18 protein-coding genes are annotated in these 18,065 nt (G+C 76.3%); 9 read left to right on the top strand and 9 right to left on the bottom strand.

Annotated elements, in window-relative coordinates:
- Positions 1 to 20 precede the first annotated feature (20 nt).
- Both eccD and mycP read left to right on the top strand, forming a co-directional pair.
- Entirely contained in the window at positions 21 to 1,409 is a 1,389-nt protein-coding gene (eccD, locus tag DMP15_RS06560; protein ID WP_337825540.1) for a type VII secretion integral membrane protein EccD, read from the top strand.
- Between the two features lie 59 nt (positions 1,410 to 1,468).
- Positions 1,469 to 2,830, top strand: coding sequence for a type VII secretion-associated serine protease mycosin (gene mycP / locus DMP15_RS06555; protein WP_167409994.1), 1,362 nt, complete (start codon positions 1,469 to 1,471; stop codon positions 2,828 to 2,830).
- Positions 2,831 to 2,838: 8 nt separating this feature from the next.
- On the opposite strand, the gene eccB is transcribed toward mycP, so the two are convergent.
- Positions 2,839 to 4,260: a type VII secretion protein EccB gene (gene eccB / locus DMP15_RS06550; protein WP_179761821.1), complete on the bottom strand. Its 1,422-nt coding sequence runs from the start codon at positions 4,258 to 4,260 to the stop codon at positions 2,839 to 2,841.
- 128 nt (positions 4,261 to 4,388) lie between these two features.
- On the opposite strand from eccB, the gene DMP15_RS06545 reads away from it, so the two are divergent.
- The 5 genes from DMP15_RS06545 to DMP15_RS06525 are packed head-to-tail and all read left to right on the top strand — an operon-like array spanning position 4,389 to position 9,537.
- Complete coding sequence (locus tag DMP15_RS06545) at positions 4,389 to 5,984, top strand: ABC transporter substrate-binding protein (protein WP_337825539.1); 1,596 nt, start codon at positions 4,389 to 4,391, stop codon at positions 5,982 to 5,984.
- Positions 5,981 to 6,982, top strand: a complete 1,002-nt coding sequence (locus DMP15_RS06540; RefSeq protein ID WP_062397797.1) for an ABC transporter permease — start codon at positions 5,981 to 5,983, stop codon at positions 6,980 to 6,982. The genes DMP15_RS06545 and DMP15_RS06540 overlap by 4 nt, the downstream gene beginning before the upstream one ends.
- Complete coding sequence (locus DMP15_RS06535; protein WP_062397799.1) at positions 6,975 to 7,877, top strand: ABC transporter permease; 903 nt, start codon at positions 6,975 to 6,977, stop codon at positions 7,875 to 7,877. Before DMP15_RS06540 ends, DMP15_RS06535 begins: the two co-directional genes overlap by 8 nt.
- On the top strand, positions 7,874 to 8,893 hold the full coding sequence (locus DMP15_RS06530; RefSeq protein ID WP_083658781.1) for an oligopeptide/dipeptide ABC transporter ATP-binding protein: 1,020 nt from the start codon (positions 7,874 to 7,876) through the stop codon (positions 8,891 to 8,893). The genes DMP15_RS06535 and DMP15_RS06530 overlap by 4 nt, the downstream gene beginning before the upstream one ends.
- Positions 8,890 to 9,537, top strand: a complete 648-nt coding sequence (locus DMP15_RS06525; protein ID WP_083658782.1) for an ABC transporter ATP-binding protein — start codon at positions 8,890 to 8,892, stop codon at positions 9,535 to 9,537. Before DMP15_RS06530 ends, DMP15_RS06525 begins: the two co-directional genes overlap by 4 nt.
- A 1-nt stretch (position 9,538) precedes the next feature.
- Here the strand turns inward: DMP15_RS06525 and DMP15_RS06520 are convergent, their stop codons facing one another.
- A complete protein-coding gene (locus DMP15_RS06520) occupies positions 9,539 to 10,441 on the bottom strand; it encodes a metal-dependent hydrolase (RefSeq protein WP_073576455.1) in 903 nt (300 codons plus the stop codon).
- Positions 10,442 to 10,575: 134 nt separating this feature from the next.
- Here DMP15_RS06520 and DMP15_RS06515 point away from each other — a divergent pair, with 134 nt between their 5' ends.
- Positions 10,576 to 11,229, top strand: coding sequence for a TetR/AcrR family transcriptional regulator (locus tag DMP15_RS06515; RefSeq protein WP_301549009.1), 654 nt, complete (start codon positions 10,576 to 10,578; stop codon positions 11,227 to 11,229).
- Between the two features lie 3 nt (positions 11,230 to 11,232).
- Here the strand turns inward: DMP15_RS06515 and DMP15_RS06510 are convergent, their stop codons facing one another.
- From DMP15_RS06510 to DMP15_RS06500, 3 genes are read right to left on the bottom strand one after another with little or no spacing between them, the layout of a single operon-like run.
- The gene (locus DMP15_RS06510) at positions 11,233 to 11,676 is read right to left on the bottom strand and encodes a nucleoside deaminase (RefSeq protein WP_073576457.1); all 444 of its coding nucleotides are present in this window, start codon (positions 11,674 to 11,676) and stop codon (positions 11,233 to 11,235) included.
- Positions 11,677 to 11,686: 10 nt separating this feature from the next.
- Positions 11,687 to 12,616, bottom strand: coding sequence for an isopenicillin N synthase family dioxygenase (locus DMP15_RS06505; protein ID WP_073576458.1), 930 nt, complete (start codon positions 12,614 to 12,616; stop codon positions 11,687 to 11,689).
- Positions 12,613 to 14,022, bottom strand: a complete 1,410-nt coding sequence (locus DMP15_RS06500; protein ID WP_073576459.1) for a purine-cytosine permease family protein — start codon at positions 14,020 to 14,022, stop codon at positions 12,613 to 12,615. Before DMP15_RS06500 ends, DMP15_RS06505 begins: the two co-directional genes overlap by 4 nt.
- Positions 14,023 to 14,147: 125 nt before the next feature.
- Here DMP15_RS06500 and DMP15_RS06495 point away from each other — a divergent pair, with 125 nt between their 5' ends.
- Positions 14,148 to 14,618 (top strand): hypothetical protein, encoded by a 471-nt coding sequence (locus DMP15_RS06495; RefSeq protein ID WP_073576460.1) that lies wholly within the window; start codon positions 14,148 to 14,150, stop codon positions 14,616 to 14,618.
- A 115-nt stretch (positions 14,619 to 14,733) separates the two neighbouring features.
- Here DMP15_RS06495 and truA read toward each other — a convergent pair whose 3' ends face one another.
- The 4 genes from truA to rpsD all read right to left on the bottom strand — a co-directional run bounded on the left by truA (position 14,734) and on the right by rpsD (position 18,053).
- Entirely contained in the window at positions 14,734 to 15,636 is a 903-nt protein-coding gene (truA, locus tag DMP15_RS06490; RefSeq protein WP_073576864.1) for a tRNA pseudouridine(38-40) synthase TruA, read from the bottom strand.
- A complete protein-coding gene (gene rplQ, locus DMP15_RS06485; protein ID WP_073576461.1) occupies positions 15,633 to 16,301 on the bottom strand; it encodes a 50S ribosomal protein L17 in 669 nt (222 codons plus the stop codon). Before rplQ ends, truA begins: the two co-directional genes overlap by 4 nt.
- A gap of 2 nt (positions 16,302 to 16,303) precedes the next feature.
- Entirely contained in the window at positions 16,304 to 17,356 is a 1,053-nt protein-coding gene (locus DMP15_RS06480) for a DNA-directed RNA polymerase subunit alpha (RefSeq protein ID WP_062397812.1), read from the bottom strand.
- A 91-nt stretch (positions 17,357 to 17,447) separates the two neighbouring features.
- Complete coding sequence (gene rpsD, locus DMP15_RS06475) at positions 17,448 to 18,053, bottom strand: 30S ribosomal protein S4 (RefSeq protein WP_060710555.1); 606 nt, start codon at positions 18,051 to 18,053, stop codon at positions 17,448 to 17,450.
- Positions 18,054 to 18,065: the final 12 nt, after the last annotated feature.

Genomic DNA, 18,065 nt, shown 5'->3' with positions numbered 1-18,065 from the left:
GATCTGCCAGGGAGCCGCCCGTGACCTCCGTCCTGCCCACACCGGCCGCGACCGGCCCCGGCGACGCGACGTCCGGCACCGGGCCGGCGCCCGGCCGCTGGACCCGGGTCGGGGTGCACACCCCGCGCGGGCGCCTCGACGTGGCGCTGCCGGCCGACGTCGCCGTCGCCGAGCTGGTCCCGATGGTGCGCGAGCTGCTGGGCCGCGCATCCACCGACACCCCGCAGGCCTGGCGGTTCACCGGCCCGGCGGGCGGCCCGCTGCCCGCCGACGCCACCCTCGACGAGCTCGGTATCCGCGAGGGCGAGCTGCTGCACCTGGGCCCGCCGCGCCCGGCGCCCGCGCCGCCGGTGCTCGACGACGCCGCCGAGACCGTCGCCGGTGCGGTGCGCGGTGCGGCCGACGTCGCCGGGACGGCGCGCTGGTCCGGGACGGCCGCGGCCGTGCTGGCGACGGCCGCCGCGGGCGCCGTGCTGTCCACCATGGACGGTTCGTGGCGGCCGTGGGCGTGCGCGCTCGCCGCCGCCGGCGCCGTCGGGGCGCTGCTGGTCGCCCACCGCGGCCGCGACGACGACCGGCTCACGACCGCCGCCGCACTCTGCGCCGTCCCCGCCGCGGCGACGGCCGGGCTCACCGCGCTGCCCGCACCTGCCGGGGCGGGGGCGCTGCTGCTCGCCGCCGCCGGGACCGGTCTGGCCGCCGCCGCGGGTCAGGCGATCGCGCGGGCGGTGTCCCCGGTCCTGCTCGCGGTGGCCCTGGCCGCCTCCGGGACCGCCGCCGCGGCACTGGCCCGGCTGCTGCTGGAGGCCCCGGTGACGGCCGTCGCGGCCGGGCTCGCGGCGCCCGCCCTGGCCGCCGGGCCCCTGCTGCCCCGCCTGGCACTGCGCCTGGCCCGGATCCCGGCCCCGGCCGTCCCGACCGACGCCGAGTCCGTCGCGGGCGCCGAGCGGGTACTGCCCGGTGCGGAGCTGACCGCCCGGGCCGAGCTGGCCCGCGGCCTGCACACCGGGACGCTGGCGGGCACCGCGGTCGCGGCCGCCGGGGCCGCCGCCGTCGCCGCGACCGGGGGCTGGACCGGTGGCCTGCTGCTGGTGGTGACGGCGGCGGTGCTGCTCCTGCGGGCCCGTGCGCTCGTCGAGCCCGCGGCGGCCCGCATCCTGACCGGGGCCGCGGTGGTCGCGGTCGCCACCGCCGCCGTGCCGGCCGCGCTCGCGCTGGACCCCGCGCCGCGGCTCGCCGTGGCGGCCGGGCTGCTGCTCGCCGTCGGCGCGGGTGCCGCGGCCGCACGGACGACGCCGTCGCCGCCGGCCCGCCGGGCGCTCGACGTGTGCGAGCTCGTCCTCACCGCCGCCGCCGTGCCCGCCGCACTGGCCGCGATGGGCCTGTTCGCCCTGGTCCGCACCCTGTGACCGGCCCGGCCCGGCAGTCGGCCGGCCCACCGACCCCGCCGACGGCGCCGCCGCGGACCGTGCGCCCGCGGACGGCGCCGCCGCGGCGGGCGGTCCCGCTGCTGGCCGCGACGCTGCTCGCGCTCCCCCTCCCCACCCCGCCCGCCGTCGCCCCGTCCGTCACCCCCGCCGCGTCGTGCGCCGTCCACACCCCCTGTGGGGTCGCCACACCCCCCGCACCGGGTGTGGGGGCAGGCGACGGGGTGTGGACGCGGTCGGTCGCCGCGGCGGCCGAGCCCGGACCGCCGGGACCGGCCGACGGGTTGCGGCAGACCCGCGCCTGCACCCCGCCCGGCGACGACGGCCCGGGCGCCGCCCGCGGTGCGGTCCCGCAGCCACCCCCGCATCTCGCGACCGGTGCGGGGCAGCTCGTCGCCGTCGTCGACACCGGGGTGGCGCCGCTGCCCCGGCTGGCCGGACGCCTCAGCGGCGGCGGGGACTACCTCACCGGCGGCGACGGTCTCACCGACTGCGACGGCCACGGCTCCGATGTCGCGCTGCTCCTCGCCGGAGCCGCCGACCCGGTCACCGGGCTCGGCGCGGGCATGGCGCCGGGCGCGCGGATCCTGTCGCTGCGCCAGTCCTCGGGGCGCTTCGCCGTCCGCGGCACCGACGGCACCGAGCGACCCGCCGGGGAGATCCGCACCCTGGCCGCGGCGATCGACCGGGCCGTCGCACTCGGCGCGAGCGTCGTGAACGTGTCCGAGGTGGTGTGCGTGCCGTCCGCGCAGGTCGACTCCGCGGGGGCCGCGCTGCGCGAGGCCGTCGACGGCGCCGAGCGGGCCGGGGTCCTGGTCGTCGCCGCGGCCGGGAACGTCGACGGGAACGGCACCTGCACCGGCGACCCGGACCTGCGGCCGCTGCCCGCGTCCTACGACACGGTCCTCGCCGTCGGCGCGGTCGACGGCGACGACGTCCCCGGCGACTTCTCCGTGCCGGGCCCCTGGGTGGACCTCGCCGCTCCGGGGACGGACCTGCCCCGTCCGTCCGGACCGGACGGTGCGGTGGTCCGCGGCACGTCGTACTCGGCGCCGCTGGTCGCGGGGACCGCGGCGCTGCTGCGCGAACGGTTCCCGATGCTCACCCCGCGTCAGGTCGGAGACCGGCTGCGCGCCACGGCCCGCCCCACCGCGGGCGACGGCCGCACCGGCCACGGCGTGCTCGACCCGGGGGCCGCGCTGACCGCGGAGCCGCTGCTCCTGACCCCGGACGACCCCGCCGGTCCCGGCGGCCGCGCCGGGGTCCCCGGGGCGGGCCGGGCGCCGCTGCCGCTGGCGTCGGCCCCGCCGGCGGACCTGCCCGTGGTGGCCGGGGTCGGAGCGGTCGCGGCGGTCGGCGGGGCGCTCGTCGCGGCACTGGCGGGGCTGCGGCGCCGGCCCTGAACCGCGGCTCAGCCCGGCAGGTCCGCCACCTCCCGCGCCGCCGCGACGCTCAGCACCCCCGCCCGCGGCAGCAGCCGCACCATCTCCGCCGGTGCGTCCCCCGCCTCCCCGATCCCCAGCGCCCGCCCGGTCCCGGCGTCCGCGACACCGTGCACCGCGCCGGACGCGGCGAGCAGCAGGCGCGTCCCGCCGTCGCCGCCGCCGGTGTCGACCGGCCCGGTCCGCAGTGGCCCCGGGCCGGTCCCCGGCAGTACCACGGCGTCGAGACCCGGCCCGGCGTCGTCGGCACCGGCCAGGCGCACCCGCACCGCACCGGGCGCGACCGGCTCCTCGATGCCCGCGACGAGTGCGCGCCGTCCCTCGCGCCAGGTCCCGCACAGCACCGGGGGCACCTCGGTGACCTCGGCCCGCGCGGCGGGCCAGGCCTCGGCGCCGGGCACCCGCGTCTGCCCGACGTCGTCGACCAGCCCGGGCGGCAGCGTCGCCGGTTCGGCCTGCCCGGTCCGGGAGCGGACGGCGTCGGCGAGGGTGACCGGGATCCGGGCGAGCCCGTCGTCGACCACCAGGAAGTACGTCGACCCTGCCCCGAGCGACTGGCTGCGCACGACGTCCCCGTTCCGCCCCAGCCCCGCGACGGGTGTCGGTCCGGGGGCGGGGACCCGCAGCGGCGCGCCCTCCGGGATCGCGGAGAGCAGACCGTCACCGACCCGGCGGACGGGCGCGCCGAGCAGGCCGAGCCCGTCGAGGGCGTTCCGGTCGGACGGGTCGATCCGGTGCCGGGCGCCGTCGTGGACCAGGTAGGTGGCGCCGCCCTCGGCGGTCAGCAGGGCCACCGGTTCCGGCCCGGCCGGGACGGGTCCGAGCGACCCCGCGAGCACCGTCGTGGTCCCGGCGCCGGAGCCCTCGCCGCGGGTGTCGCAGACCGCCCACGCGGGTGGGACCGGGACCCCGTCGAGCGGGACGCCGACGGTGCCGGGGACGGCCGCCGGCGCGGTGCGCGGCGCGGCGGCCAGGGCGTCGTCGGGCACCGGGACGGGCACGGCGGTGGCACCGTCGTCGCGACCGTGCGCGGCGAGGACCAGCCGTCCCGCGACGGGGTCGGGCACCGGCACGAGCAGCGCGGACCGGTCGGGGTCGCGGACCACGGCGTAGAGCACGCCGCTGCGCTGCCCCTGCACCAGCGCCCGGGAGCGCCAGTCGGTGGCCGGGTCGACCCGGGCCAGCAGCGCCGCCACCCCGAGCGCGAGCAGCCCGACCAGCACTCCGGCGAACAAGGCGCGCCGCTGCGAGCGGATCTGCTCGTGCAGCGGCACCGGGTCCGCCCGCACCAGCGCGGCCTCCATCCGGCGCACACCGAACCGGTGGGCGTCGACCTGGTCGCGGGTCGCCGGGGCGCGCTGCACGCGCGCGGGGGCGGGATCGGTGCGCACCGCCCGGACGGTAGGACGGCCGCGACCCCGGCGGAGCCGGTCCGCGGTCACTGCGTAGAAGTACGCCACCTGACCGATCGGTCCAGTTCGTTGCCACCCTCACTCTGTTGCCCATAATGTGCCGTTGCGTGATCACCCTCCGGAACATCGTCGTCCCGTTGGTGGCCGCCGCCCTCGTGGCCGGCTGCTCCGCGCCCACCGCCGCCCCGGGCGAGGCGGGCCCGGCCGGGGACGGCACCACCATGACCCTCGCCGACGGCTACGAGCCCGACGACCTCAACCCGCTGCTCGGCTACGGGGCGGAGGGCGCGAGCAAGTTCTACGACGGTCTCTACGCCCGCGACGCGCAGCGCACCCTGCAGCCCGCGCTCGCCTCCGGCCCGGCGACCTCGTCACCGGACCGCCTGTCCTGGACGGTGCCGCTGCGCCCCGGCGTCACCTTCCACGACGGGTCGGCCCTCGGGCCCGAGGACGTCGTCGCCACCTACGCCGCGATCATCGACCCGGCCCGCGCCGCGACGATCCGGTCGAGCGTGCCGATGCTCGCCGGGGTCGAGGCCGTCGGCGACGACGCCGTGCGGTTCCGGCTGTCCTACCCCTACGGCGCGTTCCCGGCCCGGCTCACCTCCGGGATCCTGCCGTCGGAGGCCCTCGAGGGCGGCGGCCCCGTCTCCGACCTGCCGGTGAACACCCGGGCCGTCGGCACCGGCCCGTACCGGCTCGCCGAGTGGCGGCGCGGCGACACGATGGTCATGGAGTCGAACCCCGGGTACTGGGGCGGTGCACCCTCGGTGACGCGGGTGACCGTCGTGTTCGCCACCGACGACAACACCCGTTCCCAGCGCACCGCCGCCGGTGAGTTCGACGGGACCGTGCTGCCGCCGGCACTGGCCCGCGCGGTCGCGCAGCAGAGCGGGCTGGCGCTGCGCGAGCACGCCAGCGCCGACTACCGCACCGTCGCGCTGCCGTTCGCGAACCCGGTCACCGCGGACCCGGCGATCCGCGCGGCGCTCAACCGCTCGGTGAACCGCCAGGGCATGATCGACGCGTTCCTCGCGGGGCAGGGTGAACCGGCCCACCACCCGATCCCTGGCGTGCTGCCCGAGCAGGTCGAGCCCTCCGCGACGTTCACCTTCGACCCCGCGGAGGCGGGCCGGATCCTGGAGCGGGCCGGCTGGGTCCCCGGGCCCGACGGGGTGCGCGTCCGCGGCGGGCAGGCCGCGCGCTTCACGCTGATGTACCCGGCCACCGACACCGTGCGCCGCGACCTGGCCCAGGCGTTCGCCTCCGACGTGCGCGCAGCCGGGATCGACGTCCGGCTGGAGGGCCTCGGCTGGGAGGCGATCGAGCCGCGGATGGGCGCCGACGCGCTCGTGCTCGGCGGCGGCGACCCGTTCGACCCGGGGTTCAAGGCGTGGCAGCTGCTGCACTCGTCGAACGCCGCCGACGGGTTCAACAACCCCGGCTCCTACCGCAACGCCGCCGTCGACGCGGCGCTGGACACCGCACTGCGGGCGCCCGACGAGGCCGCCCGCACCGCAGCGGTGAAGGAGTTCCAGCGGGCCTACGTCGCCGACCCCGGCATGGTCTTCCTGGCCTTCCTCGGCCACAGCTACGTCACCCGCGACGCCTGGGACGGCTACACCCCCGTCGTCGAGCCGCACACCCACGGCACCACCTGGGGCCCGTGGTGGAACCTGCAGGACTGGACGCCCCGCTCGTGACGGCCGTGCTCCCGGGCCGGCACCGCGGCCGCGCGGTGGCCCGGCTGGCCGGGCTGCGGCTGCTGCTCGGCGTCCCGACGGTGCTGCTGGTCGCGGTCGGGGTGTTCCTGCTGGCGGCGGCGTCGCCGTTCCGGCCGGTGTACCAGTACTTCGGGGTCGGGATCTTCTCCGCGAGCGACGCCGACATCGCCGCCGCCGAACGTTCGCTCGGGCTGGACGCGAGCGTGGGCGAACAGCTCCTCCGGTGGCTGGGCGGGCTACTGACCGGCGACCTCGGGCAGAGCCTCTCGATGCGGCAGCCGGTGGCCCAGGTGGTCGCCGAGCGGCTCCCGTGGACGTTGCTGCTGGTCACCCTGGCCCTGCTCGTGTCGCTGGTGCTGGCCCTGGCCGCCGGGACCGTCGCGGCGTGGCGGCAGGGCGGCTGGTTCGACCGGGCCGTCACCGCGGTCGGGCACACCCTGGAGGGGCTGCCGCCGTTCGTGCTGGCCCTGGGTGCGATCGCGGTGTTCGCCGTGGCCTGGCCCGTGCTGCCGGTCGCCGGCCTCACCGATGCCGGCGCCGCACCCACGTTCGGCCAGGTGAGCAGGCACCTGGTGCTGCCGGCGCTGGTGCTGGGGGTCTCCCAGACGCCGTGGCTGGTGCTGCACGTGCGGGCCTCGCTGCTGGCCTCCCTCGACGACGACCACGTCGCCGGCGCCCGGGCCCGCGGGCTGCCCGAGCGTCTCGTCGTGCTGCGCCACGCCCTGCCGACCGCGCTGCTGCCGTTCGTGACGGTGCTGGGCAACCGGCTGCCGGAGCTCGTCACCGGCGCCGTGCTGGTGGAGACGGTGTTCTCCTGGCCGGGGATCGCGGCGGCCGTGGTCACCGCGGCGCTGGCCGTGGACTTCCCGCTGCTCGCCGCGCTGACCCTCCTCTCGGCGGTGGCGGTGCTGGCCGGGTCGCTCGTCGCCGACCTGACCGTGCTGCTGCTGGACCCGCGGGTGGACGCCGATGTCTGAGACCGCCGTCGCCCCCCGCCCGTGGCTCCCGGCCGGCCGGCCGCGCCCCGGCTCGCCCCGCGGCCGTCGCCGGTCCGGGCGGGCCCGGCTGGTCGCCGGCGCCGGCGGGCTGGTCCTGCTCGTCGCGGCTGCGGTAGGAGTGCCGTGGCTCGGCGGGCTCGACGAGGGCGCCGTGGACTACACCGCGATCCGGCTGCCGCCCTCGCCCGCGCACCCGTTCGGCACCGACTCCGTGGGCCGTGACGTGCTGCTGCGCAGCTTCGCCGGGCTGGGGGTGTCGCTGCAGGTCGCCGCGGCCTGCGCCGTGCTCTCGACGGTGATCGGCACCCTGTTCGGGGCGCTGTCCGGGCTGCTCGGCGGCTGGTGGGACCGGATCGCGATGCGCCTGGTCGACGCCGTCAACGCCGTCCCGCACCTGCTGCTCGGCATCGTGATCGTCGCGCTCTACCGGGGCAGCGTGCTCGCGGTGATCGCCTCGATCGGGCTGACCCACTGGACGACGGTGGCCCGCGTCGTGCGCGCGGAGATCCTGACCCTGCGCACCCGCCCGTTCGTCGACGCCGCGATCTCCGGCGGCGCGTCCCGGCGCCGGGTCCTGCGCCGGCACCTGCTGCCCGCGGTCGCCCCGCAGGCGGTGCTCTCGGCGGTGCTGATCCTGCCGCACGCGGTGTGGCACGAGACCGCACTGAGCTTCCTCGGCCTCGGCCTGCCACCACACCTGGCGAGCCTGGGCACCATCCTCGGCGAGGGGAGACAGGCCGTGCTGCTCGGCTCCTGGTGGATCGTGGTGTTCCCGAGCGTGCTGCTGGCCGCGACGACGCTGTGCGTCGCCGGCATCGCGGCCTGGTGGCGGGACCGCACACTCCCGCGCCGACGGTCGGAGCAGGCGCTGTGACCGGGCCCGGTACACCCGCACCCGGCACGGTGCTCGCGGTGCGCGGCCTCGACGTCGCCTTCCGGGTCGGGCGCGGGCGTCGCGCCCGCACGGTCCGCGCGGTCACCGAGGCCGACCTGGACCTGCGTGCCGGGCGGCTGACCGCGCTCGTCGGGGAGTCCGGCTGTGGCAAGTCGGTGCTCACCGAGGCCCTGACCGGGCTGCTGCCGGGCACCGCATCGGTCCGCGGGTCGGCCGTGCTGACCCCGCCGGAGCAGTCCACCCGACGCGACCCGGTGGAGCTGCTGACCGCCCCCGAGGGGACCCTGCGCGACCGGGTCCGCGGACGGCTGGTCGGGCTGGTCCCCCAGTCCGCCGCCACCCACTTCACCCCCACCCGCACCGTCGGCGCCCAGCTGCGCGAGACCCTGACCCGGCTCGGCGCGACGGCCACCGTCGCCGACCTGCTCGACCGCGCCGCGCTGCCTCGCCACGTCGCCGCGCTGCACCCGCACGAGCTGTCCGGCGGGCAGGCCCAGCGCGCCGGGCTCGCCGCCGCGCTCGCCGGGGACCCACCGGTGCTGCTCGCCGACGAGCCGACCGCCGGACTCGACCGGCCGCTGGTCGACCACGTCACGACGCTGCTGGCCGGGCTGGCCGCGGAGGGTCGCGCCGTCCTGCTGATCACCCACGACCTGCGCGCCGCCCGCGCCGTCGCCGACGACGTCGCCGTCATGTACGCCTCGCGGCTGGTCGAGACCGGCCCCGCCGACGACGTGTTCGCGGCCCCCTGGCACCCCTACACCGCCGGCCTGCTCGGTGCGCTGCCCGACGCCGGGTTCACCCCGGTGCCCGGGCACCCGCCGGAGCTGTCCGCGCTGCCCGACGGCTGCGCGTTCGCCCCACGCTGCCCGGTCACCGACGACTGCTCCGGCGACCCCGTCCCGGTCCGCCGGGGTGGGCGGAGCGTGTCCTGCCATCCGCCGACCGCCCCCGCGCTCCCCGCGGCGGCCCGGTCCGGGGCGGGGTCGCGGTGAGCCTGCGCGCGGAGGGGGTGCGGGCCGGGTGGCGGGCCGGGCACGCCGTCGTCGACGGCGTGGACCTGGCCGTGGAACGGGGTTCGGTGCTCGGGCTGGCCGGCCCGTCGGGGTGCGGGAAGTCGACGCTGACCCGGGTGCTGGCGCTGCTGCACGCACCGTGGTCGGGCCGGGTGACCGTCGACGACGAGCCGGTCCGCCGGTTCCGCTTCGACGCGCCCGCCCCGCTGCGCCGCCGGATCGGGGTGGTGTTCCAGTCCCCGCGGGCCTCGACCGACCCGCGGCTGACCTGCGAGGAGATCGTGGCCGAGCCGCTGCGCGCCGCCCGGGCGCCCGGGGTCACCGCACGCGTCGACGAGGTGTGCGCGCAGGTCGGGCTGACCGCCGAGCTGCGCGGACGCCGGCCGCACGAGGTGTCCGACGGCCAGCTCCAGCGCGCCTGCCTGGCCCGTGCGCTCGCGCCCCGGCCGGACTACCTGCTGTGCGACGAGATGACCGCGATGCTCGACGCGTCGAGCACCGCGGCCCTGGTCTCGGTCGTCGCCGCCGAGGTCGACGGCCGCGGGCTCGGCGTCCTCGCCGTCAGCCACGACGAGGCGCTGCTCGCGGCATGGGCCGGGCGGGTGCTGCGGCCGTGGAGCTGAGTCAGGCCTCGCGGACCGGACGGCGCAGCTGCTCGGCCAGGGCGCCGTCGTCGCCGAAGAGGGTGTCGCGCCAGCGCTGCTCCAGCGCTCGGGTGTCGTGCCGGTCGGGGTGGAAGCGCGGGTGCCCGAAGACGGGCATCCGGCCCAGCACGCGGCGCAGGAACTGGCCGCGCCCGAACAGCAGCCGGTAGCCCTCGCGCAGGTCCCGCGGCCGCCGCCAGACGCCCTGCTGCACGAGCAGGTACGCCCACCCGAACACGACCGCGGGCAGCACGGTGGCGACCACCAGCGGTGCGGCGCGGCCGCGCTCGGGGCCGTCGGTGCCGATGAGCTCGTAGACGTCCCAGGTCACGGACTTGTGCTCGAGCTCCTCGAGCGCGTGCCAGTGCCACAGCTCGCGGATGTCGGCGTGCACGCGCTCGGCGAACTCGTCGCTGCCGAGGATGTCCTCGGCCATCACCGCGGTGAAGTGCTCCATCAGCGCGGTGCAGGCGAGCTGCTGCCGCGGCGAGGTGCGGTCGAGGACCTTCAGCGCGAGCGCGACCGCGGACTCCGGTACGTGCACCGGGAAGCCGCGGGAACGGAACGCCTCGTTGAGCCGGTCGTGCTCGCGGCTGTGGATGACCTCCTGCGCGGTGAACCCGGCGACCCGGGCGCGCAGCTCCGGGTCGGTCACCCGGTCCCGGAAGTGGATCACCGAGCGGACGAAGAAGTCCTCCCCCGGCGGGAAGATCGCCGAGAGCATCGCGAGGAACAGCGTCGCGGTCGCGTTGTCGGCGTAGGCCCAGCGGACCATCTGCTCGGGCAGCCGGAAGTCCAGGTGCCGCGGCGGGATGCCGACGTCGCCGCCGGTCAGCCTGCGGGGGCGTGGGCCGGACCCGTTGTCGGTCGCCGTCTCGGTCACGGTCGGTCCTCCGGTCGTCGTCGACGGTCGGGCCGCATCCGTGACAGAAAGTATCCCGTACAGCGCGTACCCCTTATCGCCGAATCATCGGTGGCGCCGGGCGCGGTGTCAACCGGGCGCGGGATGATGGCCGGGTGAGCGGATCCGTGACCCCCGGCGACGGCCGCGCCCGTCGCTGGGCCGGACAGCGGGCGGCCCGGCGGGCCGAGGTCGTCGAGGCCGCGATGGCCGCGATCGCCGAGCACGGACCGGAGGCCACGACCGAGCAGATCGCCGGTCGCGCCGGGGTGCCCCGGCCCGCGCTGTACCGGCACTTCGACGGCCTGGAGGACCTGCAGGGCGCGATCGCCGAGGCCGCGCTGGAGCTCTACTCCGAGGCGCTCGCGCCGGTGTGGAGCCCGCGCGGGACGCCGCGGGAGATGCTCGTCGCCGCCATCGCCGCGCACGTGCGGTGGCTCGCCGCGCACACCGAGCTCTACCGGTACGTGCTGCGCGCCGCCGGGGTCACGACGGCCGTCACCGACATCCGGCACCGCATCGCCGACCGGATGACCGGCCTGCTGACCGGTGGCTACCCCGGGCTGCCCGCGACCGTCGCGGCGCCGCTGGCCGCCGGCGCGGTCGGGCTGGTCGACGGCGCGACCGAGCGCTGGCTCTCCTCGGCGGACCCGCTCCCGCTCGACGAGCTCGCCGAGCACCTGGCCCGGTGGGTCTGGTCGGTGCTCGACGTGGCGCTGCGCGAGGTCGCGATCGAGCTCGACCCGGACGTCCCGCTCACGGCGGGCTGAGCGCTACTCCGCGACGCCGATGTCCTCGTTCCACAGGTCGGGGCGCTCGGCGACGAACGCGGTCATCATGTCCACGCAGCGCGCGTCGTCGAGCACCTGCACGCGCACCCCGTGCTCGGCCAGCCAGTCGTGCCCGCCGTGGAAGGTCCGGGCCTCCCCCACGAGCACCGCGCCGATCCCGAACTGACGGATCAGCCCCGAGCAGTACCAGCAGGGCGAGAGCGTGGTGACCATCGTCGTGGGCCGGTAGTCGCGGCGGCGGCCCGCGTCGCGGAACGCCGCGGTCTCGCCGTGCACCGTCGGGTCGCCGTCCTGCACACGACGGTTGTGGCCGCGCCCGAGGACCTCCCCGTCCGGTCCGACGAGTGCGGCGCCGATCGGGATGCCGCCCGAGGCCAGCCCGGCCCGGGCCTGCTCCACCGCGACGTCGAGCCAGCTCGGATCCATGCGCGCGAACCTATACCGAGATCGCGTCCAGGCGTTCGCGCAGGAACGGCGCGGACACCACCGGCTCCAGCACCGTCCGGCCGAGCGGCGGGGCCAGCGGCGTGACGACGGCGTCGTGGTCCAGCTCGAAGAAGAACACCAGCGACACCAGGTCCTCGGCCGGGGCGTGGGCCTGCGGCGGCAGCACCCGGTGCCGCCCGGCCCGCCAGCGGTGCCCGGTCCAGTGCGCGAGCAGGTCGCCGACGTTCACCGTCAGCGCACCCGGGGTGTACGGCGCGTCGGTCCAGCCGTGCCCCTCGACGTCGACCTGCAGCCCGCCCGCCCCGGGTTCCCGGTCGAGCAGGGTGACGGTGCCGAAGTCGGTGTGCGGGCCGATCCGGAACTGCCCGGGCAGCGGGGCCCCGGTCTCGTTCATCGGCGGGTAGCGGTTGATGTTGAACGTCCACGTCGGGTGCGTCGCGAGGTCGCGCAGCGTCGACGGCTCCTGCCCGAGGGCCCCCGCGCACAGCTCCAGCAGCGCGCCCGCGACACGGGTCATCGCCGTGCAGTAGGCGGTCACCGCCTGCTGCAGCGCCGGGACCTGCGCCGGCCAGACGTTCGGCGGGAACCACACCGCGTCGGTCTCCGCGTCACCGGTCGGCGCGAACGGTCCCACCGCGAAGGACTCCTTGAGGTCCGGCGGCGAGTCACCGCCCTCCACGCGGTCGTTGGCCTCGACGCCGGGCGGCAGCCACCCCCGCCCGCCGACGCCGACCGCGTAGCCGCGCTTGACCGCCTCGGGCAGCGCGAAGAAGTCCCGTGCGGCGGCCCGCACCACCCATGCCGCGTCCTCCGGCACCCCGTGCCCGACGACCTGCAGGAACCCGGCCCGCTGCAACGCGGTGTCCACCGCGGCCGGGTCCGGCGCGGCCAGGTCCACGGTCGGGATGAGCGCGTTCACCGGGTACCCCCGGGCGTCGCGACGGCGGTGCGGCGCAGCAGCAGGGCGTAGAGCCCGGCCGCGAGCAGCAGCCCCACCAGGAAGGTCACGTCCCCGATCCCCGGCAGCAGCCGCGGCACCAGGCCGGTGAACAGCTCCTGGTTCGCGAACAGCAGCACCGACACCACGATGCCGACGGCCAGCGCCACCGGGCCCGCGTGGTTCCGGTAGGTGCGGTCGTAGAGCAGATCGGGGGCGATCGGGCGCAGCCACTGGTCGGTGAGCACCACTCCGAGCCACGGCCCGACCCAGTACACGACGACCAGCAGGAACGCCTCGTACCCGGCTGCGGCGTCGCCGAGGGCGACCAGCGCGATCACGAACCCGACCGCCCCGAACGCCAGCGCGACGACGGCCCGCGCCCGCGCCAGCGGCACGTCGATGCCGAGTGCGAGGAACGCCATCGCCCCGGAGTAGACGTTGAGGACGTTCGCCGCGACCGCCCCCACCGCGATGGCGACCAGGGTCAGCACGGTCAGCCACCCGGGCAGCAGGCCGGTGTAGTTCGCGACCGGGTTGTCCGAGTCGAGCCCGGCCGCCGTCGCCGCACCGACCGACACCGCACCGACGGTCATGAACACCGTGGTGGACAGGAACAGGCCGCCGCCCGCGGCGAGCCCGGTGGCCCGCGCCGACACCGAACGGGGCAGGTAGCGGGAGTAGTCCGCGGCGTAGGGGCCCCAGCCCGCCGAGTACCCGACGACGGCGCCGACGGTCAGCAGAAACCCGCCGACCCCGCCCACCCCGTCCGGCGACGCGGCCGCCCCCGGGTCCGACACGGCGAGCACCAGCACCGCCCCGATCCCGAGCACGACCGCGAGCAGCGGGAAGGCGAGCCGCTCGAACGCCTGCACCAGGTTGTGCCCGAAGAACGCGACGGCGACCTGGACGACGACCACCGCCACCAGCCACGCGGCCGTCCCGCCGCCGGTGATCGCCGACAGGGCGAAGGCGGCGCTGACGCTGTTCACCGCGAACCAGCCGAAGCCCGAGGTGATCGTCATCAACGCGGCGGGGAGTGCGTTGCCGCGGTGGCCGAACGCGAGCCGCCCCAGCACCATCTGCGGCACCCCGGCGGCCGGTCCGCGGGCGGACAGGATCCCGTGGGCGACCGCGGCGAGCAGGTTCCCGACGACGATCGCCGCGACCGCCGCGGGCACCGACTGCCCGAACGCCGTCACCGACAGCACGCCGACGAAGATCGTCGCGAACTCCAGGTTCGGCGAGGTCCACGTCCAGAACAGCTGGCGGGGTCTGCCGTGCCGCTCGGAGTCCGGCACGGGCTCTGTGGAGCCGGGCTCGACGGCGACGATGCGGTCGCCGTACCCGCGGTCTGCGGCCGCGCCGACGGTGTTCTCGGTGGTCACCGCGCCACTGTGACCCGCGGACCGGGCGGGACGGAACCTCGGTAACCGACTGTTGACATGGTTGCCCCGTCCGGCCCGTAGTCCTGCGGATCCAGCGGACGGCCCGGTCCGCCACGATCGTCGGCATGCGGACGAACCTGAACGTGGCCCTGCAGGCCGGCGCCCTCCTGGCCGTCGCGGCCCTGCGGTTCACCGCGCCGGGGTGGTTCCTGATCATCCTGATCGTGACCGTGGTCGGCCCGGCACTCCTGGCGCTACCGACGGTGCTGTCGCTGATCGTGCTGCGACGCCGTGTGCTCGGCCCGGCCGTGGCCGCCCCGTTCGTCGCCTGCGCCGGGTTCCTGCTCGCCGGCGGGCTGCTGATGCCCGACTTCGGCGACACCGCGGACTCGGTGCGCGCCCCGCTGACGGTGCTGCTGGAGTCGGCCGGGCTGCCCGCCGGGCCGACCGAGCCGCTGTACGTCGTCGGCTCGCTTGCCCTGGCCGGCTGGTCGGTGTCGCTGGTCTGGCTGGGCGTGGCCCTGGCGCTCGACGCCCGCCGGACGCACCGGATCCCCGGGCCGCCGCACCCGGCCTGGGTGCGGCCGGTCTCCTGAGGCCGCTCGCCCCCGTCCCCGAGGCCCCCGTCCGCGCCGTCCGGACCGGTCACACCCGGGGCCGGTCCGGCCCCACCCGGCCGGCCGCGTCCGGCTCGGTCCCGGCGGGGTCTGCTCAGCCCTCGCCCGGTACCCGGATCCGCCGGGTCCGCTCGGCGCGGGCGGCGAGCTCGTCGTCGGCGGGGTAGTCGACGCCGGTCAGCGACAGGCCGTGCGGCGGCGCGACGGTCACCTCGGAGGCGCGCAGCTCGCGGCGCAGCAGTCCCGCGGGCCAGTCGGCGGGCCTGCGCCCTCGGCCGACCTCGAACACCGCGCCGACCAGGCTGCGGACCATCGAGTGGCAGAACGCGTCCGCGGAGACCGCCGCGACCAGCACGTCCGGCTCGCCCGGCGCGGGCGACCAGTCGAAGCGCTGCAGCGCGCGCACGGTCGTCGCGCCCTCGCGGCGCTTGCAGAACGCGGCGAAGTCGTGCTCGCCCAGCAGCAGTGCCGAGGCGGCGTTCATCGGCTCCGGGTCCAGCGGGTACGGCCAGGCGACGGTCTCCCGCGCCCGCAGCGGCTCGGCCCCGAACGGGGCCGTGGTGACCCGGTAGCGGTAGTGCCTGCGCAGCGCGGAGAAGCGGGCGTCGAAGGCGTCGGGTACCCGCCCGAGGTCGTGCACCCGCACGTCGGGTGGGAGCAGCCGGTTCAACCGCCTGAGCAGGCCGTCGATCTGCGGTGCGAGCGTCTCCGGGAGGTCGACGTGGCAGACCTGGCCGGACGCGTGCACCCCGGCGTCGGTGCGCCCGGCGACGGTGAGCCGCAGCGGGGTGCGCAGCACGGTCGACAGGGCCTCGGTGAGCACGCCCTGCACGGTGCGCCGGCTCGGCTGCTGGGCCCATCCGGAGAAGTCGGTGCCGTCGTAGGCGACGTCGAGCCGTAGCCGGACGGTGCCGGCTCCCGGGTCGGGGGCACCGGAGACGCCGACGAGCCCGCCGTCGGTGACGGCGGGCTCGTCGGTGTGGTGCGCTCGGCTCAGGAGCCGGACTCCTTCTTGCCCGTGGAGTCCTCGGCGGCGTCGGCAGCCTCGTCGGCGGCCTCCTCCGCGGCGGCAGCGGCGTCGACGGCCTTGTCGGCGGCCTCGGAACCCGGGGCCACCTCCTCGGCCTCGGCCGCGGCGTCGACCGCCTTCTCGGCGGCCTCCTGTGCCTCGTCGGCGGCGGTGACCTCGGCCTCGGTGGCCTCGGTCGACTCGACCGTGGTGTCCTCGTCCGTGGCGGCCGGAGCGGCGGCCACGGACTGGGACGCGGCCGAACGACGGGCACGGTTCGCCTCGTCGGTGACCGTCTTCTGCTGGACCAGCTCGATGACCGCCATCGGGGCGTTGTCGCCCTTGCGCGGCATCGTCTTGGTGATCCGGGTGTAGCCACCGTTGCGGTCCGCGAAGAACGGGCCGATCTCGGTGACGAGGCGGTGCACGACCGACTTGTCGCGGATCACCTTCATGATCTCGCGCCGGTTGTGCAGATCGCCGGCCTTGGCCTTGGTGATCAGCCGCTCCGCGTACGGACGCAGCCGCCGGGCCTTGGCCTCGGTGGTGGTGATCCGGCCGTGTTCGAACAGCGAGGTCGCCAGGTTGGCCAGGATCAGCCGCTGGTGCGCGGGCGACCCGCCGAGGCGGGCACCCTTGGTGGGCTGGGGCATGGCTACAACTGCTCCGTTTCTGCGTAGTCCTGACCGTCGTCACCGAAGGTGTCCGGGTCGAACCCGCTCCCACCGTCGACGCCGTAGTCGCTCGCCGCCGCCGACGGGTCGAACCCGGGCGGGCTGTCCTTGAGGGCCAGGCCGAGACCGACGAGCTTCATCTTGACCTCGTCGATCGACTTGGCGCCGAAGTTGCGGATGTCGAGCAGGTCCGCCTCGCTGCGACCGACGAGCTCGCCGACCGTGTGGATGCCCTCGCGCTTGAGGCAGTTGTACGACCGGACCGTGAGGTCCAGCTCCTCGATCGGCATCGCGAACGCCGCGATGGTGTCCGCCTCCTGCGGGGAGGGGCCGATCTCGATGCCCTCGGCGTCCACGTTCAGCTCGCGGGCCAGGCCGAACAGCTCGACCAGGGTCTTGCCGGCCGAGGCCAGCGCGTCCCGCGGGGTGATGGACGGCTTCGACTCGACGTCGAGGATGAGCTTGTCGAAGTCGGTGCGCTGCTCGACGCGCGTGGCCTCGACCTTGTAGGTCACCTTCAGCACCGGCGAGTAGATCGAGTCGACCGGGATGCGGCCGATCTCGGCACCGGTGGCCTTGTTCTGCATCGCCGGGACGTACCCGCGACCGCGCTCGACGACGAGCTCGACCTCGAGCCGGCCCTTGTCGTTGAGCGAGGCGATGTGCAGGTCCGGGTTGTGCACGGTGACACCGGCGGGCGGGACGATGTCCCCCGCGGTGACCGCACCCGGGCCCTGCTTGCGCAGGTACATCGTCACCGGCTCGTCCTCCTCGGAGCTCACGACGAGCTCCTTGAGGTTGAGGATGATGTCGGTGACGTCCTCCTTGACCCCCGGCACGGTGGTGAACTCGTGCAGGACGCCGTCGATCCGGATGGACGTGACGGCGGCACCGGGGATCGACGACAGCAGCGTCCGGCGCAGGGAGTTACCGAGGGTGTAACCGAAGCCCGGCTCCAACGGCTCGATGACGAACCGCGACCGGGTCTCGGTGACGACGTCCTCGGCCAGTGAGGGTCGCTGAGAGATCAGCATGGGTGTGTGCCTCCTTCGCACCTGCGACAACCGCTATTTGATGTCGCAGTGGGAACCGCCGCCCCTCCCTGCGGGGCGACGGCGTGTCGAGCTACTTCGAGTAGAACTCGACGATGAGCTGCTCGGTGACCTGGGTGTCGATCTGAGCGCGCTCGGGCAGCTGGTGGACCAGGATCCGCAGGGTCGACGGGACGACCTGCAGCCACGCCGGAACCGGGCGGTCGCCCTGGGTCTCCTTGGCGATGACGAACGGGTCGGTGTTCCGCGACTTGTCCTTGACGTCGATGATGTCGTAGCGCGACACCCGGTAGCTGGGGATGTCGACCTTCTTCCCGTTGACCAGGAAGTGGCCGTGGTTCACCAGCTGACGGGCCATGCGCCGGGTGCGGGCGAGGCCCGCGCGGTACACGACGTTGTCGAGGCGCGACTCGAGGATCTGCAGCAGCTCGTCGCCGGTCTTGCCCTCGCGACGGTGCGCTTCCTCGTAGTAGGCGCGGAGCTGCTTCTCCTGCAGGCCATAGCCGAAGCGGGCCTTCTGCTTCTCCTGCAGCTGCAGGAGGTACTCGGTCTCCTTGATCCGGATCCGGCCGTGCTGGCCGGGCGGGTAGGGACGACGCTCGAACGCCTGGTCGCCGCCGACGAGGTCGGTCTTCAGTCGGCGGGACTTGCGGGTCATGGGGCCGGTGTAGCGAGCCATGGTGGTTCTCCC

Source organism: Pseudonocardia sp. UM4_GMWB1 (assembly GCF_017312155.1).
In the GTDB taxonomy this organism is placed as follows: domain Bacteria; phylum Actinomycetota; class Actinomycetes; order Mycobacteriales; family Pseudonocardiaceae; genus Pseudonocardia; species Pseudonocardia alni.
Note: the sequence above shows the minus strand (reverse complement) of the source record. Positions and strands in the feature narration are given on the sequence as shown.